This window comes from Sphingomonas sp. (genome assembly GCF_036388215.1).
In the GTDB taxonomy this organism is placed as follows: Bacteria; Pseudomonadota; Alphaproteobacteria; order Sphingomonadales; family Sphingomonadaceae; genus Sphingomonas.
Window position 1 is genome coordinate 40,056 of the sequence record NZ_DASVSH010000026.1, and the last position, 21,937, is coordinate 61,992.

Sequence of the window (21,937 nt, forward strand, 5' to 3'; positions counted from 1 at the left end):
GACCATGGCGAAGATCACCAAGAAGCAGAAGACCTGGTCGGTTCCGGCCGACAAGCTCCACGGCGTGGACGAAGCGATCGCGATCGTGAAGGCCAACGCGACCAGCAAGTTCGACGAAACCGTCGAAGTCGCGCTCAACCTGGGCGTCGATCCCCGCCACGCGGACCAGATGGTCCGCGGCGTGGTGACTCTGCCCAAGGGCACCGGCAAGACCGTGCGCGTCGGCGTGTTCGCCAAGGGCGCCAAGGCCGACGAAGCCACGGCCGCCGGCGCGGACGTAGTGGGCGCGGAGGACCTGATGGAAGCCATTCAGGGCGGCAAGATCGATTTCGATCGCTGCATCGCCACGCCCGACATGATGGGCCTGGTCGGCCGCCTGGGCAAGATCCTGGGTCCCAAGGGCATGATGCCGAACCCCAAGCTTGGCACCGTCACCATGGACGTCGCCGGCGCGGTCAAGGCAGCCAAGGGCGGTCAGGTCGAGTATCGCGTCGAAAAGGCCGGCATCATCCATTCGGGCATCGGCAAGGCCAGCTTCCCGGCGGAAGACCTGCGCGCCAATTTCGACGCGCTGGTGGATGCCGTGGTCAGGGCTAAGCCCGCGGGCGCCAAGGGCAAGTATCTTCGCAAGGTCGCGATGAGTTCGTCCATGGGCCCCGGCGTCAAGGTCGACGCGGCCGAAGTCGCGATCTGATCGCCTGACCATCCAAGCTAACGAAAAGGCTGGGGGCGAAAGCTCCCGGCCTTTTCCTTGTGTCTCGTGTCTCAGCCCCGGCGCCTGTCCCTGCGCCGCCGCGCCTGCGCCTGGTCCAGCGCCTTGTGTAGCGCTGCCTCCGCGTCCGCCAGGCTCGATCGCTCCACCTTGAAGCCCTCATGCGCCTTGCCCTCCACGATGTTGGGCCGTCGGTATCCGAGCAGCTGCAGCGCATCGGACACGGACATGCGCTCCATGGGCTCGGGCAGCTCCGCCGTCTCGTCGCGCCATATGGCCAGGTCGGTGCCATCGGCTTCCAGCGACGCGATCGCATTGGCGAGCAGCGCGCCTTCCAGCCGCTCATAGCCTTCCACCAGCGCCAGCTCCATCGCGCGCGCGAATGCCGCCGAATTGCGCCGCCGGGCATAGATCGCATTCCAGCCGATCCCCGTCGCGGCGGCCGAAAGGCGCACGTTCGCGGTGGCGGCCAGATGCGCCAGGAACATGCGCTCGCCCGCCGGGGTCAGCAGCCCGGGCTTCGCGCGGCGCACTTGCATCCGCCGGCCTCGGGTGGCGCGCACGCTATATTCGCCGCCGCTGGTGATCGCTGCGTCGCTTCGCGGAGGCGCGGCGCCTCGATCAATCAAATGCGCTTCGGCAAAGGCGATCGCCGCATCCCATTCGGTGGCGAAATCGGGATGGCGGCGGCGGCGCTTGTCGAAAGTGTTGCGGTGAATCCCCGTTTCCTGCGCCGAAAGGCTTACATTGCCCGTGCGGCGCAGCGCCTTCAGGAACGCGGCGCATTGGCGCGCCTGGGTGTCGGTCATCTCGGGCATATTGCCTCCCGGTCGTGAGGCCCGGGGAGCTTGCCCGCCATTTCCTACTAGTCAAGCCAACTACTTCTCCCCTCCCTGCAAGGGGAGGGGATCAAGGGGTGGGTCAGCGCTGAAGGGAGCTCGACGCCCCCTTCAGCGCTTCATGCACAAGTAGCTATGGGTCTTTGAGCGCGCAGACGCGCGCACCACCCCCCAACCCCTCCCTTTCAGGGAGGGGAATGATCGTGCCGCAGCCCTATCGCCCCACCGGCGCGTAGAATTCCGCCTCGACGATACCCAGAACCCATCCCGCCGGCACCGCATCGGCGCCCGTGTCGCCCGCCGCGCGCGCGGTGTTCAGCTCCACGATCTTGCCGAATCCGTCGCGGTCGGCGGTCGGCCCGGTCATTTCGATGCGCAGCACGCTGCCCCGCGCCGGCGCGAACTGGATTCCGACATAGCCGAGCGACCGTTCGGTCGTGCCCTCCCATATCGTCCGCCCATCCAGCGTGATCCGCAGCGGATAGCCGCGCGTGCGCCAGCCGACGAGCTTGAGGTCGATTTCGCTCAGCGTCACGGGCCCCGCGAAACGATATTCGATCCACGCCGAGCCCTTTTGCCCATCGCTTGCCCAGCGCGAGAGCTCGTTGTCGTCCACAGTGTGCGAAACGTCCCCCTGGTTCGCGCCGCCGATGACCGAAGTGGCGATCAGCGAGGTGCGGCTCGGGCGATAGGTCGCGGTCAGGGGTGTCGGCCCACGGCTGAGCAGCCCAGGCTGATGCGCTTCGGGGAAGTCGCGTGAGAGCCCGCCCGTCGCGCCCTTCGGCCGCACCGTCGGGATCGTCAGCACCGCGCTCTTCAGCCCGGCGGCGGTGGCCGTGACACGCACCATTCCCGTCCCGTTGCCCGCGCGCAGGAGCACGCGGTTAACTCCGCCCTCGACCGGCAATTTGGTAGACAGCACGTAATTGTCCTCGTCGCGCGCCGTTCCCGGATGCGCCGTGGTCTGGTCGGCGCCGGCTGGCTTGGTCGGCCCTTCCAGATCCGGCTTGTCCGCCCGTGGGCGTCCGGAGGAATCGCCCTGCGCGATGCCGCCGCGCCATTCGGCGGGGCCGTCCAGCTTGAAGCGAATCATGTCGTTCGCGGTCGGCACGCGCCGGCCCTGGGCATCGACCACTTCGACATCGACCAGCGCCACGTCCGCGCCATCCATCACGAAGCCGCGGGGGCTGGTATGCGGCTTCAAGCGCAGCGCCACCGGCGCACCGGCAGTCGTCACGGCGAACTCGCTGCGGCGGCCATCCTCGTGCGTGGCGACCGCCTTCAGCGCACCCGGCGCCCAATGCACGTTCTTCCAGGTGAACAGGAAGCCCAGGCTATGCGCGCCTTTGCCCAGGGACTTGCCGTTGAGGAACAGCTCCACTGCCTTGCCGTTCGACACCACGTTGATGTCCTTGGTCGTGCCCGGCGCATAGTTCCAATGGCCGATGATGTAGGTGCCCGGCGTGACGCTATCGACCCAGTCGCTCCACATCACCTGATGCGCAAAGAAGCCGTCCTTGGGGATGCGCATCGCATCGACTTCGCCCGAGCGGCGATAATTATTGTCGCCGCGATAATGGGTGTTCGAATCCGACCAGATGATGTTGACGCCGCCGGAGCTCACGCGCCTCCCGGTGCCGGGGCGGACACTGTAAAAATCCCACCAGCGGGCGACATCCTGGATCGCATGGCTATCCTGGTTGCGGTTGTAGTCGGGCGAATCCTTGTGGAACGGCGGGGTGAAATCGTCGCGATAGGCGCGGGCGCCCTCATCGCGCGAATATTCGGTCGCCCATAGCGGCTTGCCCGCGCTCTTGTTCACATAGAGCATCTCGCCGCCATATTCGGCGATCTTGCTGTCGAGCATCTCGCGCGATCCGATCGCGCGGCCGCCGTTCGGATCGTAAAGATCGCGAATGGCCTTCAGCTCCGCCATGTGCGCTTCGCTGATATTCTCGTTGCCGCCTTCGTAGAACAGTATCGAGGGATTGTTGCGGTTATAGATGATGCCGTCGCGCATCACTTCCTTGCGCTGCTCCCAGCGCCGGCCGCTGGTGTCGCTCTCGGCGTCGCCCGCGGGCATGGCCTGTATCAGCCCTACGCGATCCGCCGATTCCACGTCCTGCTTGGAAGGCGCGATGTGCATCCAGCGCACCAGATTGCCGCCGCTCTGCACCATCAGCCCGTTCGAAAAATCGCTGAGCCAGGGCGGGATCGACACGCCCACCGCGGGCCATTCGTTCGAAGTGCGCTGCGCATAGCCATGCATCTGGATGACCTTGCCGTTGAGCGTGATCATGCCATCGGCGAACTTGGTCTGGCGGAAGCCGGTGCGCGTATCGACGCTGTCGATCACCTTGCCATTCTCGGTCAGGCTGGTGGTGACGGTATAGAGATAGCCATAGCCCCAGCTCCAGAAATGGAGCCCCGCCACGCGCCCGGCCGCGGCCAGCTTGCGCGTTTCGCCGGGGGCGACCGTCGTGGTGCCACCGTCGAGCCTTGCGACGATCTTGCCCGCGCGGTCACGGATTTCGACGCGATAGCCGATCCGCCGCGCCGCGCTGTCCTGGTTGCGCACTTCGGTCTCGGCATGGATCGTCGCGCCGCGCCGCGCGATATCGAAATTGTCGGCCCACACATATTGGCCGGTGGTGCCCAGGCCGGCATAGAGCGGCAGCGTCTGATAGACCGCGCCGGTCACATGGAGCCGGACATTCTTGGTGATGCCGCCGTAATTGACGTTGAAATTGTCGTTGTTCCACTGGAAGCCGCTGCCGCCGGCGCGCTCCTTATACTTCCAGTCGTTGTCCACGCGGACGGCGATCAGATTGTCGCCCGGCTTCAGCGCCTCGGTGATGTCCGCGCCGAACGCCATCGCGCCATTCTCGGAAAGCGCCACCGCGCGCCCGTTGACCCACACTTCCGCCGCCTGGCGCACGCCCTCGAACTCCAGGAATGCCCGCCCGCTTTTGATCACGGGAACGGCGACGCGCTTGCGATACCAGGTGATGCCGGTCGACAGCTTCTTGATGTCGCGGGCGAATGCCTGCTTCTCGTTGAATGCATTGGGCAGCGTCACTGTGCTCCAGCCGCTATCGTCGAAACCGTCCAGCTCCGCGCCCGCCTGCTCGCCCGTAGTCATTCGCCAGCCGGGATTGAGATTATAGGTGGCGCGCGGCGAAGCGACGACGGCCGACGCATCGTGCGCCAGCCCGGCTTGCGGAGCGCCGGCGAGGATCAGGGCTGTCAGGACGAAAATATGCGCGCGCACGGGCCTCTCCACTTTATCTTATAATATGAGACTCTGTTTTATATGAGGTAATTGGTCAAGCCTCTTTGTCTGACGGTCGGGCCAGACTTCCATCCTCGTCACCCCGGGCTTGTCCCGGGGTCCCGCTTCACCCACTTCCAACCGCCTCGGTGACTTTCGTCATAAGAGAGAAAGGCGGGACCCCGGGTCAAGCCCGGGGTGACGGATATGCTGGGGTAAGGCAACTAACGACCCAGTAGCGGACGATCCATTCTTCTGCTCTGATGCGCTAGATGAGCAGGCCGGCCCCACGATATTTCCTCGCCTTGATCGCTCCTGTAGCTACGGCAGTCATCATCTTCCTGCTTGCCGAAAGGAAAGATGGGATGGATGGGGGCTGGTCTTTTTGCAGGTGCGTTTTTCGGTGTCTTTATGTCTATGCTGCTCTGGCGGATCAAAAGCCGTCCGAACGATTGGCACAAACCTCGCTTCCCCTAGGAGGTAGCAGCTTTCGACCTCAACTCTGTCACCCCGGGCTTGACCCGGGGTCCCGCTTCTTCCCTCGTCAGGCAAGCGTATCGAACAGGTCCCGCCATTCCGGATTGCCGTGTTCGATCAGCTCGAACTTCCATTCGCGGCGCCAGCGTTTCAGGCGCTTTTCGTGCGTGATCGCATCCGTGATCGACGGCGCATGCTCAGCCCAGACCAGCCGAGCCAAGCCGTAGCGCTCGCAGAAATCCGATCCGTTTCCGTTACGATGCTGATGGACTCGCGCCGCCAGATTGGATGTGACGCCGACATACATCGTGCCGCGATAGCGGTCAGCCATGATGTAAACCCAACCGCCTGAATGGCCCATTTGGATGAGAATGAAGGAGCGGGACCCCGGGTCAAGCCCGGGGTGACGGTGGAAGGTCTGGCCCCATCACCCACATTGACTTCCCCCATATTTCCGCTATTGGCGCGCCTCCTCCTTCGGGAGGAAACCGTCCGAGACAGCGAGTGACTGGGTTCCAGTCTTAATCTCTCGCCAAGACGGGGACAGATATTTCTTTCCGATCCGCTCTGTGCGCAGAGCGTTCGGGTCATGCCCGGGAGATGCTCCCGGCCGCGACGATCCTGCCCCTCGGACCATATGAACCGGGCTTCCGCGCGAGCGGCGGCCCATATGAGGAGAATGGCATGGATCGTGCTCAAAAGGCCGAATTCGTCGCCGAACTGAACCGCACCTTCAACGAGGTCGGCGTGGTGGTTGTCACCCGCAATCTCGGGATGACCGTCAAGCAATCGACGGACCTCCGCAATCGGATGCGGGACGCCGGCGCGACCTATAAGGTCTCGAAGAACAAGCTGGCCAAGATTGCGCTCGACGGCACTGACTATCTCTCGCTCGGCGAGTTGCTGGTTGGACCCATCGGCCTCGCGACGTCGGCCGATCCGGTCGCCGCCGCCAAGGTTGCGATCGATTTCGCCAAGACGAACGACAAGTTCGAGATCGTCGGCGGCGCGATGGGCACGCAGGTGCTCGACGCCAACGGCATCAAGTCGCTCGCTTCGCTTCCGTCGCTCGATGAGCTGCGCGCCAAGATCGTGGGGCTGCTCGTTGCGCCCGCGACCAAGCTGGCAACCATCACCCAGGCGCCGGCCGCACAGCTTGCGCGCGTCCTCTCGGCTTATGCCGAGAAGGAAGCCGCATAGTTTCTTTCGGGATTTTATTTTCAACAATCTGATTTGAATGGAGTTTTACCATGGCTGACCTGAATTCGCTCGTCGATGCTCTCTCGGAGCTGACCGTACTCGAAGCCGCCGAGCTTTCGAAGCTGCTCGAAGAGAAGTGGGGCGTTTCCGCCGCCGCCGCCGTTGCCGCGGCTCCTGCCGCTGGCGGTGGCGCAGCTGCTCCCGCTGCCGAAGAGCAGACCGAGTTCGACGTGATCCTCACCGGAGACGGTGGCAAGAAGATCAACGTCATCAAGGAAGTCCGCGCCCTAACCGGCCTCGGCCTCACCGAAGCCAAGACGCTGGTCGAGTCGGCTCCCAAGGCCGTCAAGGAAGGCGTGAACAAGGAAGAGGCCGAGAAGGTCAAGAAGCAGCTTGAAGAAGCGGGCGCGACCGTCGAGCTCAAGTAAGCTTCTTCTGCTTCGGCAGGCGAAACGCGAAGAGGCGGCCCGGCAACGGGTCGCCTTTTTCGTTGCTACGAAGCGCCAGGCGCTTTCGCTACATAGCGGGTGGCGGTCAGTGGACCACGTGGCTGGCCGCGATTCAGCCAGATCGGCCCCGGTCTGCCGCTTTGCCCCGCCGTCCCGATCATGAAGCTCATGCCGAAGCGGCGGATGCTGAGGCCGCCGCGCCACCGCAGATCGACTGCGACGATCGGCACGAACATCGGCCGCCCGCCCAGCTCGACCACATGCACTAGTTCGCGCGCCAGGCTGAGCCGCATCGGCATCCGCCCTGCCCCACCGGGCGGCAGATCGAACGGCGGCGCGGACGGGGCCAGTTGCGATGCCGCCTGGAATCCGGCGATGTCCATGTCCTGGCGCGGGCTGGCGCTGACCACGGCGGCCGACAAGCGGATCGCTTCCGCGGTCGAGTCGGTTCTATTGCCGATCAGCAGCTCCAACTCGATATGTATCTCCCGCTCGCCAAGCTCGATACGCACCGGCTGAAGCGCGATCTCGAAAGGCTCAGCCGCGGGCGCAGGTGGCGGGGCGACACGCGCCGGGGTGGGACCGCGCACTGGCGGTAGCGGCGCGGGCGCCGTCGGCTCGACGACCTTCGGCTCCACCTCCTCCTCCCGCCGCCGGCGACGCAGCAACAGCCACCCCGCCAGGCCAGCCAATGCCGTCGCGCCCGCGCCAACCAATACCCATAGCCAGGCAGGCCACGGCTCGGACGGGTCAGGAACAGGTGCTGGAATTGCGGTCGGCGCCGATGTGGGAACAGGCGCGCTGCTTGCCATTCCCGATGGTGTGGGAGTCACCACCGGTTGCGGACGCGACTGCGCGGGCTGAGGTGTGGCCCGGTCGATCGGGGCGGCCGGCGTCGCGCGCGGAGCCGGCCGTGCGGGCGCAGTCGTCGCGGCGGGTGTCGGCCTGGGCGACGGGGTGGGCGCGGGCGTAGGCGTGGGAGTCGCCGGACGCGGAGCGATACTGAAGCCCTTCGGGATCTGGTCGGGAATCGTGGTGATCGGTGGCCGGACCGGCGCGGGCGTCGGGGAGGGACTTGCCTGTTGGGCATGCGTGGCCGACGCCGCAAACGCCGCGATCAGGCCCGGCAGAAATTTCCCCGCATGCACAAGCGCTCGACTAGCCGGGCTAAACTGAATTGAAACTGCACATTCGCAACCCGCTCGCTCGGCTCATCGCGAACCGCGGGCGGATTGTCGGGCCGCAGGGGCTGATCTAGGGACGGCGACAGGGGGACGAATGGCAAGCGCGGCACGGCAATCGGAACGCATGGGCTATATTCCCGCGATCGACGGCCTGCGCGCGGTCGCCGTGGTCGCCGTAATCCTCTTCCACCTATGGCCGAACCTGCTCCCCGGCGGCTTTACCGGCGTGGACATCTTTTTCGTCATCTCGGGTTTCGTGGTGACCGGCTCGGTGCTGGGGCGCGAGTTCTCGAGCCTGGGCGAACTGGCAAAGTGGTTTTACGCGCGCCGGCTGATGCGGATCATGCCCGCTCTGGTCGCGATGCTGCTGGCGGCGACCATCGCGACGCAGCTTTTCGTGCCACAGGCATGGCTGAGCAACTCGATCGCTGACGTCGGCCGCTTCGCCTTTTTCGGGCTGAGCAATTTCGTTCTCGCGACCGACACCGAGAGCTATTTTGGTCCGCAGGCGGCCTATAATCCGTTCACGCACACCTGGTCGCTGGGGGTGGAGGAGCAATTCTATCTGCTATTCCCCCTGATCCTCTATTGGCATCAACGGCTCCATTCGGGCGCCAAGGCAGTGCGGACGGTGGTTGTTCTCACCGGCCTCTCGCTGCTGATCTGCGCGGCGCTGGCGTTCACTGCGCCCAGATACGGTTTCTATCTGATCTTCTCGCGCTTCTGGGAATTGGGGGCGGGCATGCTCCTGTGCCTTACGCGTGAGCAATGGCTGAGCTGGGCCGGGCGGCAGCGCTGGCTGGCGCCGGTCTCGGCCCTGCTGATCGCGGGCGGGCTGGCGGTATCGGAGGGGCCGCTATTCCCCTTCCCCATCGCGCTGCTGCCCGTGCTGGGAACGGCGGGACTTATCGCGGCGATCTGCGCGGGGCGCGCGTCGCTTGTGCTGGGCAGCAAGCCGACGGTGGCAGTCGGGCTGCTCTCTTACTCGCTATATCTATGGCACTGGCCCGTCTTCGTGCTGTTCCGCTGGACTGTGGGGCTGCACACGCTGAACCTACAGCTCGTCGCGCTGGGTATTGCCGTGCTGCTGGCGACGCTTTCCTATTTACTGGTCGAACGGCCCCTGCGCAGCAGCAAGTGGATCGCGGCGCGGCCACGCGGATCGGTTGTGGCGGGCGTCTTTGCGGGGGTGCTGATAGCGGCAGTCGGCGGGCATTTGCTGTTCGCCGCACACGACCGGATCACGCTGAGCATCACGCGCGATCGCGCCGCATGGTATGCCGATCCCGATCGCGCGCTCAATCCTGCGCGAACGCATTGCGAGATCACGGCGACCGCCGGGACGGTCGGCGGTGGCGCCGCGAATGTCTGGACGCCCAGCGGCTGCACCATCGCGCGCGCAGGCTTCGCGCTGTTCGTCCCCGCGGACTCGCACGGCGTTGCCTACACCCCCGCATTGCGCCAGCTCGCCGCCGATCTCGGTGTGCCCGTCCGGCTCTATTTCAAGCCCGGCTGCCCCTATCTCAAGCTGATCGAGAGCCACGCATCGCGCCCGCATTGCACCCCATTCTACGACGCAGTGCTGGCTGATATTCGCGCGCGATCGCGGCCGGGCGACGTGGTCTTCTTGCCGGGCCTGCGGCTCACTCGGATCGCCAACCAGTTCGAAGGCGACCGTGACGCGGTGTGGGCGCGGGCCGATCTCGTGACCGACGCGGCGCTGGAGGAAGCGCGGCAATTACTGGCAGAGCTGGCGGACGAGGGCAGGAAACTGGTGATCGAGGCGCCCAAGCCGCTCTTCCCCAGCCCCACATTCCGCTGCGCCGACTGGTTCAATCACGCGAACCCGATCTGCCGGGGCCTGAGCATCGCGCGAAAGGACATGCTGGATCGCCGCCGCCTGGTGATCCGGGCGATGAGTGCCCTCGCGGCGGCGCAGCCCGCGATGATGCTATGGGACCCCCTTCCCGCTCTGTGTCCGGGAGAGAGATGCGAAGCGCTTCCCCGTGGACGGCCCTTGTTCTTCGATGGAGACCACCTCTCGGGGCTGGGCAACGACCTGCTCTACCCCGAGCTTCGGCAGGCAATTCTGGAGATCAGGGCACGGTGACTGTCTTGAACGGCAGGCCCGCCAGCTCGGGCAATGCCTTGAGCTGCGGCTCGACCGTCTTGAGATCGCCAACCACGATGAGTGTCAGCTTGTCGAGCGGGTAGCCCGTCTTCGCGTGCGCCATCATCTGGTCCGGCCCCACCGCCAGCACGGCGGGCACATACCGATCGGTCCAGTCGGTGGGGAGACCCAGCAGGTCGCGCGTGGCGAGCGTGCCGACCACCGCGCCGGAGGTCGAATTCTGGATCGAGAACAAGCCGGCCATATAGGTGCGGATGCCCTTGGATTCCTCCTCCGGCGCGGGTTCGTTCTGCATCCTGCGGATTTCCTTGAATACCTCGGTCAGCGCCGCCCCGGTTTGCGCGGTCGTAACGTCGGCGTTGAACGCCCACAGCGCATCCCCAGGCTGAAATGTCAGCCCGGAGTCCGGCGAATAGGTATAGCCCTTGTCTTCGCGGATATTGGTCGTGATCCGCGAGCTGAAGGCCCCGCCGAGCAATTCGTTCGTAACGCGCTGCCGGATGTCGGCCTCGCTTCCCGCTAGGGCGGCATCGAACGACAAACGTAAGGTGGTTTGCGGCGAATCCGGGCGATCGACGAGGATGACTTGCGGCCCCGGCATGTGCGGAGCGGAGATCCTGAGCGGCTCGGGCCCCGCGGTCCAGCTCCCGAACGCCTTGGCGATCGCCACCTTCACCGTCTCCGCGTCGAAACGCCCGGCGATATAGAGGTGCGCGCGCTTCGCGCCGAACTGGCCGGAATGAAACGCCCTGACCTGTTCGATCGTGTAGCCGCCAAGCTGCGCCGCGCTCGGCACGACCCGGCCATAGGGGTGAGCGGTGCCGTAGACGGTGCGGGCCAACGCGATATCGGCAAGTGTGCCCGGCTGCGACAATCCCACGGAGAGCTGGCGGCCCAGATTGGCTTTGACCCGGGCGACCTCACTTGCCGGCAGATCGGGCCGGATCGCGACGTCGCCGATCAGCGCGACTGCGTCCGGGGCAAATTCCGAGAGCACGTTCATCGTGACCTGGGTGGTCTGCTGCCCCACCCCGACATTGAGATCGCCGCCCATGCTTGCGGCGGCGGTCGAGAGCTGGCCGGCGCTGCGGCCGGCGGCCCCTTCCTTCATCATCGCACCGGTCAAGTCGGCGATCCATGTCGCGTCGCCGTCATTGACGTTGCCCGCGCGAACGCGAAGCGAAACCACCACCTTGGGAGCGACCCCATAGGGCACCAGCGTGACCCGCATGCCGTTGGGAAGCGCATAGGTCTCGGTCGCCGGCAAGCGGAAGGGCTTGGGATCGGCGATCGGCGGCGCGGGCGGGAAATCCTGCGCCAGCGCCGGGACGGCGGCGGCCAGCGCCGCGATCAGGAAGAGCGCGCGCTTCATCACTTGCCTCCTGCCTTGGGCGCAGCAGCGCCGGGCTCGACCACGTAGATCGAGCGATTGGTGGAGCGCAGATATTCCTGCGCGGTTTTCCGGATCAGCTCGGGGGTAACCTTGGCGAAGCCCTCCTCGATGCGGTTCACCGCGCCCGGATCGTTATCGAACAGCGCATAGGCGCCGAGCAGGTTGATCAGCCCGATCCGGCCGGCCCCGTCGATCGCGCCATACAGGTCCGATCGCATCTTGGTGCGTGCGCGGGCCAGTTCCTCCGCTGATACCAGCTTGGTGCGCAGGCCTTCGATCACGTCGTCGACAGCCTTGGTGATCTGCGCGGTTGAATGCGTCGGATCGTGCTGGAAGCTGAAGCTCCACAGCATCGGGCCCTTATAATCGAACATGTCGCCCAGATCGCCGTTAATCCCGCCGCTGATCTCGCCCGCGATGCCGGTTTCCTGGACCAGCTTGGTATAGAGTCGGCTGTCGTCCCCCTGGAGCAGCATCTGGTCGATCAGGCCCATCGCATACCATTCGGAGGTCCCCCGCTCGGGCACGTGATAGCCCGCGGCATAGCCCGGCTTGGGGGCGAGGGCATCGACGCGGCTCTTGAACTTCTCCGCGGTCTGGCGCGGCTCGGAAATGTCGGGCTGGGCCACCCGGGGTTTCTTGGCGATCGGTCCGAAATACTTCTCGATCATCGCCTTGGCAGTGTCGTAGTCGAGATCGCCCGCCACGAGCAGCACGGCGTTGCTGGGACGATAGAATTGCTCGGAGAAGGTTTTGGCGTCAGGAACCGTCGCTGCTTCGATCTCCTTCAGATCGCCGTAGAAATTGTGGCTGTTATACCAGTTGGTGTTGGCCAGCATCGGCAGGTCGATCCAAGGCCAGGTGCTGTATGGCTGGTTGAGCACGTTGACCTTCACTTCGTTGCTCACCACGCCCTGCTGGTTCTTGAGCACGACATCGTCGATCACCGGATTGGCCATGCGATCGGCCTCCAGCCACAGCATCCGCTCCAGCGCGCCCGAGGGCACGATCTCATAGTAATTGGTGAAATCGAACCGCGTGGAACCGTTATTGATGCCGCCCGAATTGGTGATCGTCGTGTCGAACACGCCCTTGGGCGCATGCTTCGATCCCTGGAACATCAGATGCTCGAACAGGTGCGCGAAGCCCGTCCGCTCGCGCGGCTCCACGCGGAAGCCGATCCCGTAATAGACCGCGACGGTCACGGTCGGCGCGATATTGTCCTTCGCCAGCACGACGCGCAGCCCGTTGGGCAGCGTGAAATAGTGATGATCGACGTGCAGCTTCTGCGCCGCGGGCTTGGGCGCCTGGGCAAAGGCGGGCGCGCCAGGCGCAGTGGCGGCGAGCGCGAGCGCGAGGCTCCAGTTCTTCATCAGGCGAGTCTCCGAGCGTATAGGCAGGTGTTGTAGCGCGACGATACACGGGCACAAGGCGGTTATCGTCCGGAGGGGTGTCAGCCCGTTCGCCAGTTGAACGTGTGGACGACGAAGGACGGCACCGGCTTCAAATCGGCGTCCAGCGCTGGCTCAAGCTTCGCGCGGCGGCTGATCTTCGTACAAGTCGTGCCGCCAAACTCCTTGGGCTCGGTTCGATCGAGAATTTGGCAGCCGACGATCTTGCCCTGCGCATCGGCGTCGAGGCGAAAGTGCACCATGGCGTTCATGCGGTTGCGAAGCGCGCCAGCCGGAAAATCGGCATCGGTTAGCCATTCGGCGGGATAGTTCGACGCTCCGATCGGCCGGGCGAGGCGCTTCTGCACGTCGGGATCATAGCCCCAACGCCGCACCAGCTTGTCCATGCAATCCCGGAGCACGATAAAGGGTTTGTCGAGCGAGCCCGCCTCGAGGCGAAAAGCCGGTTTTCCCGGAATAGCCACGGTGAGGCCGGTGACGGACGCCTCCTGAGCTGCGGTGATCCTGGGGCCGGGATCAATACCCTCTGGCTTCCAATTTACCTTGGTCACGACCGGCCGCTTCCAACCATCCAGGCGAACTCCCGCGAAGAACAAGCCGGGTCGGTTAGCCGCAGTGCCCGACAATGCCTGCTCGATCACAGGCTTACCGGCGAGTCCGAAATCAACATGAACAGCTTCAGCGACGCGGTGCACGACCACGCGCTTTCCGAACAAGGCGAACTTGAAGCTGTCGCCCAGGTCGTACCTTGAGAATCGCGCGATCACTTCCCCGTCGCCAGACCCGAATTGCCCATAGACGTGGCACCCCTCACGTCCATAGTCCGCTACCCAATCGCCCTTGCGTTGGAGGACCTCCGGATTCGGGGCTGCGGCAACGAGAGGCCCTGTCGCAGTCGCGACCAACGCCCCGGCCAAAACACCCTTAAAGATCACCACTTCACCCGCGCCGCATCCTGATCAAGCGGCACCACCGGCAACAGCACCGAACTCGACTGCGCCCCGCCATATACCAGCGTAACCGTCGCCTTCTGATAATCGCCAGGCTGCGCGAAGAAGATGTTCGGCACGAATTTCTGCGGGTTGCGGTCATATACCGGGAACAGGCTCGATTGGACCTGGATCATGATGCGGTGGCCGGGCTTGAAGACGTGGTTCACGCTCGGCAGCCGGAACTTGTATTCCTGCACCTTGCCCGCGGGGATAGGCGTCGGCTTCGAGAAGGAATTGCGATAGCGCCCGCGGAAGATGTCCATGCTGATCGGCAGCTGGAACCCGCCCATCGCGTCCTTGGCGGGGTTCTCGTCGGGATAGACGTCGATCACCTTGACGACGAAATCTCCGTCGGTGCCCGTCGTCCTGGCGAAGATATCGGCCAGCGGCGCGCCCGATACGCGGACCGGCGCGGTCAGCACATCGGTCATGTAGGTCATTACGTCCGGGCGGCCGTCGGCAAAGCGCTGGTCAGTGACCAGATACGTGCGCCAGCGCCCGTCCCCAAAGCTCACGGGGCGCGGCAGATGCGGCACCGGCTTGGCGGGATCGGCGACATAGCTGTCCTCGCTTTTGCCCGGCTTGTCGAATCCCAGGCCCTGGGCGGGCTTGAGGAAGATCGGCGTGAGCTTCGTCCCGCAACCGTCATCGCACGCCAGCGGCCATTTGCTCAATCGGTCCCAGCGATTTTCCCCGGTGTTGTAGAATGTCGCGGGCGGCGGAGTGAAGGCCGGCGCGCCATCCTTGAGATGGGAATTGAAGAACGGCAGCAGCACATCGCGGCGCGCCTGCAAGGCCGTATCGCCCTCGAACTTCAGCTGGCCCAGTTCGCGGCCGTCATAGTTGAAGCCCGAATGCCGCCACGGGCCCATCATCAGGAAATTGTTTCCTGCCTGGGGCGTCTTCTGCAGCGCCTCCCAGGTGTTCACCGCCCCATACATGTCTTCCTGGTCCCAGATGCCCTGCTCCCACATCGTCGGCACCTTGGAGGGGTTCTTGACCAGCATCTTGTCGAGCGCCTGGCCCTGCCAGAATTCGTCATAGGCGGGGTGCGCGGCCATCTTGTTCCAGGCCGGCAGCTGGTCGTAGCCGTATTTCTTCGCCCAATCACCCGCGGAACCGACACGGCGGAAAGTGTCGTAATCGTCATATGCGCCCAGCAGGGGCTCCGCGCCATTGCCCTTGAAGCCGGTCTGCGACGATATCCATCCGATATTGGCGAGGCGGAATGCGCCATGGTGGAACCAGTCGTCCCCCATCCAGCCGTCGATCATGGGGCTTTCGGCCGAAACCACCTTGAGCGCCGGATGCGGATCGAGCAGCGCCATCACCGCGGTGAAGCCCTCGTACGAAGACCCGCGCATGCCGACCTTGCCGTTGGATTCGGGCAGGTTCTTGACCAGCCAGTCGATGGAATCCCAGGCGTCCGTAACGTGATCCGTCGTGGTGGGATTGAGCGGGCCGATCGGCGGGCGCGTCAGGACATAATCGCCCTCCGAGCCATATTTGCCGCGGACGTCCTGGAACACGCGGATATAGCCCGCATCGATGAACACCTCGTCCCCCTCGGGCAGCATGTCGCGGATGCGTGGGCCGTCCAGCCGTTTGGCGCGGTTGGCGGCGTCATAGGGCGTGCGCGTGAACAGGATCGGCGCGTTCTTCGCATTCTTCGGAATCATGATGACGGTGAACAGCTTCACGCCGTCGCGCATCGGCACCATCACTTCGCGGCGGATATAGTCGGCTTCCGCTTCGGGGACTTTGAAGGCCGCCGGAATGTCGTTGAAGGGTTCGGAGGTTTGCTGGGCCTGTGCGGGTGCGCCCAGAAAGGCGGGGCCGGCGAGAAGAGCGACGAGCATCTTGTTCATTTGAATGCGATCTCACGTCAGGAGGGTTACGACGCGATAGGCCCAAACCCGGGCCGATGAAAAGAGCCCGCCCCTCCCTTTCGGAAAGGACGGGCTCGGCCCCTCGCAGAAGTGCTCAGGCGTGCTCGGGCGTACCGAACAGTTCCGCCTCGACTGTCTCCGTTACGAATGGGCGGGTGGAGACCAACGGCCGCATTCCGTCTTCCGACGGGCAGCCAATCTTGAACGCCGCCGAAGTCCGGCCCTGGCGTCCGTCGGGCAGCGTGTAGCGCGCTTCGGCGACCACGACCGGGTTGAACGTGCGGCCCAGCTCGCCCTTCGGCACGGCAAGATGAGCATCGACGCGCGTTCCTTCGCCAGGCTCGATCGTCACAGCGGGCACGGCGCTGTCATCGCGATGATTGATCATCAGGCTTTCCAGGTCGCTCTCGCTACCCGCGTCGGCGAGCATGAAAGTCGAAATGCGGACGTCCTTGGCCGATGTGTCACCCGAATTGCCCACGGTCAGTTCGAAATCCACGACTGCTTCTTCCTTGTTGGTGCCCGCGCGGACCGGGCGCATGCCCAGTTCGAGCCAAGGCCGGCGCGAGACGGGAGCCGCGGCATCGGCGACACCGGCGAGATCGTCCTTCCCCGGGGCGTGGACCGAGACATCGTCGGCAGTCGCGACGGCGGCCTGAGCCTCGCGCACCTCCGGCTCCGCGAGGGGCACCGCCGCGACAGGCGCAAACGCGGGGCGAGGCGCGGCTTCGATCACAGGTTCAGCGGCGACAGGCGCATGGACCAGTGGTTCCGCCACCGGCGCAGTGGCGACAGGCTCACGATCCTCTTCGATGAACTCCGGCTCGCGACGACGCATCAGCAGCGCGGCGGCAATACCCGCGATCACCAATGCGATACCGCCCAGCAGCCAGGGCCATGCCAGGCCGCCGCCGCGCGAGTTCTCGGTGGCGGCGGGCGCCTGCACAGGCGCGGGCGCCGATGCGGTTTCCCCAACCGGAGGGGGCGTAATTTCCGTCGGTGCAGCTGCGACCGGCGCGGAGGGCAGCGTCTCGGGCGCCGCAACAGGCGCTGCGGGCGCAGGTGCAGAGGCACGGGCTCGGCTTACTGTGCGCGTCTGCCGCGTGGGGGTCCGGGCCTGCGCGGTGCGCGGCTGAGCGGGTGCGGTGACCGGCGTTTCCGGCACGGGCTGCACCACTGGCGATTGCGGCTGCATCTGGATGACGCGCTCCGGCGCGGCAGGCACAGGCGCGGGCGTCACGAGGATCGGCGGCGGCGTCACGCTCTGCGTGGCCGGCGCATCCTGCGCGAAAGCGGGGGTTGCAAGGAGCGCGGCACCGATAAACAGCGCGGCGCGGGGGCGAGCGAAGCGGTTCTTCATCATATCGCAGGTTAAACGAAAGGAACTCGAATAAAGACCCGCTACCTGCGTCGAACCGAGCGTTCGAGGCGACGAAATTCGGTATCTACTCTGGCGTTCAGCCTTCCAGGGCCTCCACTTTGAAAACTCGAAAAGGTTCCTGCGGCCATTTGACACTTTCCTACAGCGCACCTATATCGCCCTCACACCACAGCACCGGGAAATGACTTGCCGTCGCGCAGCGAGTCGATCGAATTGGCGTTGCGGTATCTATAAGGACGCTGGAGCTGCCGAATTCCGAGAAGGAATTCGCGCGGCTTTTTCGCGTCCCTTCGCACGTCCCGGCCCCGGAAAAGGGGCAATGAAATTACGCTCGCCCCAGTTTAGGGGCAACCAAATGGCTGCGAGGCAAATAAATCCATGGCTACCAAGGCGATCGAGGAAGGCGCGCAGTCGCGCGCAGGCTCAAGCGGCACGATGAAACGCCGCATCCGCAAGGTGTTCGGCAACATCCACGAAGTGGTGCAGATGCCGAACCTGATCGAGGTTCAGCGCGAATCCTACGAGCAGTTCCTGCGCAGCGATGCCTCGATCGGCTATGTCTCCGGCCTTGAAAAGACGCTGCGCAGCGTCTTCCCGATCCGCGATTTCGCCGGCACCGCCGAGCTCGATTTCGTGACCTATGAGCTCGAAGATCCGAAGTTCGACGTCGAGGAATGCCGCCAGCGCGGCATCACCTATGCGGCGCCGATGCGCGTCACGCTGCGCCTGATCGTGTTCGAGGTGGATCCCGATACGGAAGCCCGCTCGGTCCTCGATATCAAGGAGCAGGACGTCTATATGGGCGACATGCCCCTGATGACGGGCAACGGCACCTTCTTCATCAACGGCACCGAGCGCGTCATCGTCAGCCAGATGCACCGTTCGCCCGGCGTTTTGTTCGATCACGATCGCGGCAAGACCCATGCTTCGGGCAAGTTCCTGTTCGCGGCGCGCGTGATCCCCTATCGCGGCTCGTGGCTCGATTTCGAGTTCGACGCCAAGGACATCGTCAACGTCCGTATCGATCGCAAGCGCAAGCTGCCGGTCACGACCCTGCTTTATGCGCTGGGACTGAACGGTGAGGACATTCTCAACCATTTCTACGGCCGCGTTGTATATGTCCGCGGCCAAGGCGGCTGGCAGGTCCCTTTCGTTACCGAGAATTGGCGCGGTCAGAAGCCGATGTTTGACATCGTCGACGCCAAGTCGGGCGAAGTGATTTTCCCCGCTGGCACCAAGATCAGCCCCCGCGCCGCCAACAAGGCGCACAAGGACGGTCTCGAGACCCTGCTGATCCCGACCGAGGAAATCTTCGGCCGCTATTCGGCCTATGACCTGATCAACGAATCGACCGGCGAGATCTATATCGAGGCGGGCGACGAAGTTTCGGCCGAAAATCTGGAAAAGCTCGACAAGGCCGGCATCGAACGCATCGAGCTGCTCGACATCGACCATGTCACCACGGGGCCCTGGATCCGCAACACGCTCGCCGCCGACAAGGCCGAGGAGCGCGAGCAGGCCCTTTCGGACATCTACCGCGTCATGCGCCCCGGCGAGCCGCCGACGCTGGAGACCGCGGAGTCCCTGTTCGGCGGACTATTCTTCGATCCCGAGCGCTATGACCTATCGGCCGTGGGCCGCGTCAAGCTCAACATGCGCCTCGACCTCGACGCCGAGGACACCGTCACGACGCTCCGCACCGAGGATATCCTCGCCGTGGTCAAGACGCTCGTCGACCTGAAGGACGGCAAGGGCGAAGTCGACGACATCGACAATCTCGGCAACCGCCGCGTGCGTTCGGTCGGCGAACTGCTCGAGAACCAGTACCGCGTCGGCTTGCTTCGCATGGAGCGCGCCGTGAAGGAGCGCATGAGCTCGGTGGACGTGTCCACCGTCATGCCGAACGACCTGATCAACGCGAAGCCCGCGGTTGCCGCGGTTCGCGAGTTCTTCGGTTCGTCGCAGCTCTCGCAGTTCATGGATCAGACCAATCCGCTGTCGGAAGTCACCCACAAGCGCCGCGTCTCGGCGCTCGGACCGGGCGGTCTCACCCGGGAGCGCGCCGGCTTCGAAGTCCGCGACGTTCACCCGACGCATTATGGCCGCATCTGCCCGATCGAGACGCCCGAAGGCCCGAACATCGGCCTGATCAACTCACTGGCCTCGTTCAGTCGCGTCAACAAATACGGCTTCATCGAGACGCCGTATCGCCGCGTGATCGATCACAAGGTCTCCGACGATGTCGTCTATCTTTCGGCAATGGAAGAAGCCAAGCACACGATCGCACAGGCGAACGCCGAACTCGACAAGGAAGGTCGCTTCCTGGAGGAGCTGGTCTCCTCGCGTCAGGCAGGGGAATTCCTGATGGCGATCCCCGACAACATCACGCTCATGGACGTGAGCCCCAAGCAGCTCGTCTCGGTCGCCGCATCGCTCATTCCGTTCCTGGAAAACGATGACGCAAACCGCGCGCTGATGGGCTCGAACATGCAGCGCCAGGCCGTCCCCCTCGTTCGCGCGGAAGCGCCGTTCGTCGGCACCGGCATGGAAGAGACCGTCGCCCGCGATTCGGGGGCCGCCATTTCGGCGCGCCGTTCGGGCGTGGTCGATCAGGTCGATGCCGCGCGCATCGTCATCCGCGCGACCGGTGAGGTCGCGGCGGGCGAATCGGGCGTGGACATCTACACGCTGATGAAGTTCCAGCGCTCGAACCAGTCGACCTGCATCAACCAGCGTCCGCTGGTGAAGGTCGGCGAGTTCGTCAACGCCGGCGACGTGCTGGCGGACGGTCCGTCGACCGAGTTCGGCGAGCTCGCGCTGGGCCGCAACGCTCTCGTCGCGTTCATGCCCTGGAACGGCTACAACTATGAGGATTCGATCCTGATCAGCGAGCGCATCGTGAAGGACGACGTGTTCACGTCGATCCATATCGACGAATTCGAAGTCATGGCGCGCGATACCAAGCTTGGGCCTGAGGACATCACGCGCGACATCCCGAACGTCGGCGAGGAAGCGCTGCGCAACCTCGACGAAGCCGGCATCGTCTATATCGGCGCCGAGGTCGAGCCGGGCGATATTCTCGCCGGCAAGATCACGCCGAAGGGCGAATCGCCGATGACGCCGGAGGAAAAGCTCCTCCGCGCCATCTTCGGCGAAAAGGCTTCGGACGTGCGCGACACCTCGCTCCGCCTGCCCCCGGGCGTTGCCGGCACGGTTGTGGACGTTCGTGTCTTCAATCGCCACGGCATCGACAAGGACGAGCGCGCGATGGCGATCGAGCGCGAGGAGATCGAGCGCCTGAAGAAGGACTCGGACGACGAGCGCAACATCCTCAACCGCGCCACCTGGTCGCGCCTGAAGGAAATGCTCATCGGCCAGACCGCCACCGCAACGCCGAAGGGCCTGAAGAAGGGCGCGGCGATCGATGCCGACCTGCTCGACAGCGTCGATCGTCACGAATGGTGGAAGTTCGCGGTCGCGGACGATGCGATGCAGTCGAACCTCGAAGCGGTGAAAGGCCAGTATGACGAGGCCGTGAAGCGCATCAGTGAGAAGTTCCAGGATCGCCGCGAGAAGCTGGAGCGGGGCGACGAGCTTCCGCCGGGCGTGCTCAAGATGGTCAAGGTGTTCGTCGCGGTGAAGCGCAAGCTGCAGCCGGGCGACAAGATGGCCGGCCGTCACGGCAACAAGGGCGTCATCTCGCGCATCCTGCCGGCGGAGGACATGCCGTTCCTCGCCGACGGAACGCCGGTCGATCTCGTGCTCAATCCGCTGGGCGTGCCTTCGCGCATGAACGTTGGTCAGATCTTCGAGACGCATCTGGGCTGGGCTGCGCGCAGCCTGGGCATGCAGATCGCCGAGGCGCTCGACGATTGGCGCGAAGCCAATCCCGACGCCAAGGGCGGCGACATGCCGGAAGCGGTCAAGGATCGGCTGAAGACAGTCTATGGCGATCATTATCTCGACGAGATCAATGCCCGCTCTTCGGACCAGATCATCGAGCTGGCGCAGAATCTGCGCCCCGGCGTGCCGATGGCGACTCCGGTGTTCGACGGCGCGCGTGAGGCGGACGTTTCGGCGATGCTCTCGCTGGCGGGTCTCGATACTTCGGGCCAGTCGGACCTGTTCGATGGGCGCACGGGCGACATGTTCGATCGCAAGGTGACCGTGGGCATCATCTACATGCTCAAGCTCCACCATCTCGTGGACGACAAGATCCACGCGCGTTCGATCGGGCCGTACAGCCTCGTCACCCAGCAGCCGCTGGGCGGCAAGGCGCAGTTCGGCGGACAGCGGTTCGGCGAGATGGAAGTCTGGGCGCTCCAGGCTTACGGCGCCGCCTATACCTTGCAGGAAATGCTGACGGTGAAGTCCGACGACGTGGTCGGCCGCACCAAGGTCTATGAGGCGATCGTCAAGGGCGACGACACCTTCGAGGCCGGCATTCCCGAGAGCTTCAACGTGCTCGTCAAGGAAATGCGCTCGCTGGGCCTCAACGTCGAACTCAAGAACAACGAGCCGGGCTTCGACACCGACGGCATCCAGATCGCGGCGGAATAACTGCTCTAGCTCTCTCCCGCCTTCGCGGGAGAGGGTTGGGTGAGGGT

The 21,937-nt window shown here is 64.6% G+C and carries 15 protein-coding genes; 6 read left to right on the top strand and 9 right to left on the bottom strand.

The window, feature by feature from the left end:
• Nucleotides 1-4: 4 nt before the first annotated feature.
• Nucleotides 5-694, top strand: coding sequence for a 50S ribosomal protein L1 (gene rplA, locus VF617_RS09740; protein WP_331014686.1), 690 nt, complete (start codon nt 5-7; stop codon nt 692-694).
• Nucleotides 695-765: 71 nt separating this feature from the next.
• On the opposite strand, the gene VF617_RS09745 is transcribed toward rplA, so the two are convergent.
• The 3 genes from VF617_RS09745 to VF617_RS09755 form a co-directional block, all read right to left on the bottom strand.
• On the bottom strand, nt 766-1,530 hold the full coding sequence (locus VF617_RS09745; protein WP_331014687.1) for a hypothetical protein: 765 nt from the start codon (nt 1,528-1,530) through the stop codon (nt 766-768).
• A 235-nt stretch (nt 1,531-1,765) separates the two neighbouring features.
• Nucleotides 1,766-4,822: a glycoside hydrolase family 2 protein gene (locus VF617_RS09750; RefSeq protein WP_331014688.1), complete on the bottom strand. Its 3,057-nt coding sequence runs from the start codon at nt 4,820-4,822 to the stop codon at nt 1,766-1,768.
• Nucleotides 4,823-5,366: 544 nt separating this feature from the next.
• Entirely contained in the window at nt 5,367-5,660 is a 294-nt protein-coding gene (locus tag VF617_RS09755) for a GIY-YIG nuclease family protein (RefSeq protein ID WP_331014689.1), read from the bottom strand.
• A gap of 323 nt (nt 5,661-5,983) precedes the next feature.
• Here VF617_RS09755 and rplJ point away from each other — a divergent pair, with 323 nt between their 5' ends.
• Both rplJ and rplL read left to right on the top strand, forming a co-directional pair.
• Nucleotides 5,984-6,499: a 50S ribosomal protein L10 gene (gene rplJ, locus VF617_RS09760; protein WP_331014690.1), complete on the top strand. Its 516-nt coding sequence runs from the start codon at nt 5,984-5,986 to the stop codon at nt 6,497-6,499.
• A gap of 50 nt (nt 6,500-6,549) precedes the next feature.
• Nucleotides 6,550-6,927, top strand: coding sequence for a 50S ribosomal protein L7/L12 (gene rplL, locus VF617_RS09765; protein WP_331014691.1), 378 nt, complete (start codon nt 6,550-6,552; stop codon nt 6,925-6,927).
• 65 nt (nt 6,928-6,992) lie between these two features.
• Here rplL and VF617_RS09770 read toward each other — a convergent pair whose 3' ends face one another.
• Nucleotides 6,993-7,586: a hypothetical protein gene (locus tag VF617_RS09770; RefSeq protein WP_331014692.1), complete on the bottom strand. Its 594-nt coding sequence runs from the start codon at nt 7,584-7,586 to the stop codon at nt 6,993-6,995.
• 229 nt (nt 7,587-7,815) lie between these two features.
• Between VF617_RS09770 and VF617_RS09775 the strand changes: the two genes are divergently transcribed.
• On the top strand, nt 7,816-8,124 hold the full coding sequence (locus tag VF617_RS09775) for a hypothetical protein (protein ID WP_331014693.1): 309 nt from the start codon (nt 7,816-7,818) through the stop codon (nt 8,122-8,124).
• A gap of 102 nt (nt 8,125-8,226) precedes the next feature.
• Nucleotides 8,227-10,242, top strand: coding sequence for an acyltransferase family protein (locus tag VF617_RS09780; RefSeq protein WP_331014694.1), 2,016 nt, complete (start codon nt 8,227-8,229; stop codon nt 10,240-10,242).
• Here VF617_RS09780 and VF617_RS09785 read toward each other — a convergent pair.
• The 5 genes from VF617_RS09785 to VF617_RS09805 form a co-directional block, all read right to left on the bottom strand.
• Nucleotides 10,229-11,635, bottom strand: coding sequence for a pitrilysin family protein (locus VF617_RS09785; RefSeq protein WP_331014695.1), 1,407 nt, complete (start codon nt 11,633-11,635; stop codon nt 10,229-10,231). The genes VF617_RS09780 and VF617_RS09785 overlap by 14 nt on opposite strands.
• Nucleotides 11,635-13,029 (bottom strand): pitrilysin family protein, encoded by a 1,395-nt coding sequence (locus VF617_RS09790; RefSeq protein ID WP_331014696.1) that lies wholly within the window; start codon nt 13,027-13,029, stop codon nt 11,635-11,637. Before VF617_RS09790 ends, VF617_RS09785 begins: the two co-directional genes overlap by 1 nt.
• 80 nt (nt 13,030-13,109) lie before the next feature.
• On the bottom strand, nt 13,110-13,835 hold the full coding sequence (locus VF617_RS09795; protein WP_331014697.1) for a hypothetical protein: 726 nt from the start codon (nt 13,833-13,835) through the stop codon (nt 13,110-13,112).
• A gap of 164 nt (nt 13,836-13,999) precedes the next feature.
• Nucleotides 14,000-15,928, bottom strand: coding sequence for a CocE/NonD family hydrolase (locus tag VF617_RS09800; protein WP_414714010.1), 1,929 nt, complete (start codon nt 15,926-15,928; stop codon nt 14,000-14,002).
• A 115-nt stretch (nt 15,929-16,043) separates the two neighbouring features.
• Nucleotides 16,044-17,309 carry a hypothetical protein gene (locus VF617_RS09805; protein ID WP_331014698.1) on the bottom strand — a complete coding sequence of 422 codons (1,266 nt, stop codon included), beginning with the start codon at nt 17,307-17,309 and terminating at the stop codon, nt 16,044-16,046.
• Nucleotides 17,310-17,708: 399 nt separating this feature from the next.
• Here VF617_RS09805 and rpoB point away from each other — a divergent pair, with 399 nt between their 5' ends.
• Nucleotides 17,709-21,890, top strand: a complete 4,182-nt coding sequence (gene rpoB / locus VF617_RS09810; RefSeq protein WP_331014699.1) for a DNA-directed RNA polymerase subunit beta — start codon at nt 17,709-17,711, stop codon at nt 21,888-21,890.
• Nucleotides 21,891-21,937: the final 47 nt, after the last annotated feature.

Excerpts from the sequence above, each read along its gene's own strand:
- VF617_RS09755 (WP_331014689.1), bottom strand. The coding sequence starts at position 5,660 with ATGGGCCATTCAGGCGGTTGGGTTTACATCATGGCTGACCGCTATCGC.
- rplJ (WP_331014690.1), top strand. The coding sequence starts at position 5,984 with ATGGATCGTGCTCAAAAGGCCGAATTCGTCGCCGAACTGAACCGCACC.
- VF617_RS09785 (WP_331014695.1), bottom strand. The coding sequence starts at position 11,635 with ATGAAGCGCGCGCTCTTCCTGATCGCGGCGCTGGCCGCCGCCGTCCCG.
- rplL (WP_331014691.1), top strand. The coding sequence starts at position 6,550 with ATGGCTGACCTGAATTCGCTCGTCGATGCTCTCTCGGAGCTGACCGTA.
- VF617_RS09790 (WP_331014696.1), bottom strand. The coding sequence starts at position 13,029 with ATGAAGAACTGGAGCCTCGCGCTCGCGCTCGCCGCCACTGCGCCTGGC.
- VF617_RS09780 (WP_331014694.1), top strand. The coding sequence starts at position 8,227 with ATGGCAAGCGCGGCACGGCAATCGGAACGCATGGGCTATATTCCCGCG.
- VF617_RS09745 (WP_331014687.1), bottom strand. The coding sequence starts at position 1,530 with ATGCCCGAGATGACCGACACCCAGGCGCGCCAATGCGCCGCGTTCCTG.
- VF617_RS09805 (WP_331014698.1), bottom strand. The coding sequence starts at position 17,309 with ATGAAGAACCGCTTCGCTCGCCCCCGCGCCGCGCTGTTTATCGGTGCC.
- VF617_RS09800 (WP_414714010.1), bottom strand. The coding sequence starts at position 15,928 with ATGAACAAGATGCTCGTCGCTCTTCTCGCCGGCCCCGCCTTTCTGGGC.
- rplA (WP_331014686.1), top strand. The coding sequence starts at position 5 with ATGGCGAAGATCACCAAGAAGCAGAAGACCTGGTCGGTTCCGGCCGAC.
- rpoB (WP_331014699.1), top strand. The coding sequence starts at position 17,709 with ATGGCTACCAAGGCGATCGAGGAAGGCGCGCAGTCGCGCGCAGGCTCA.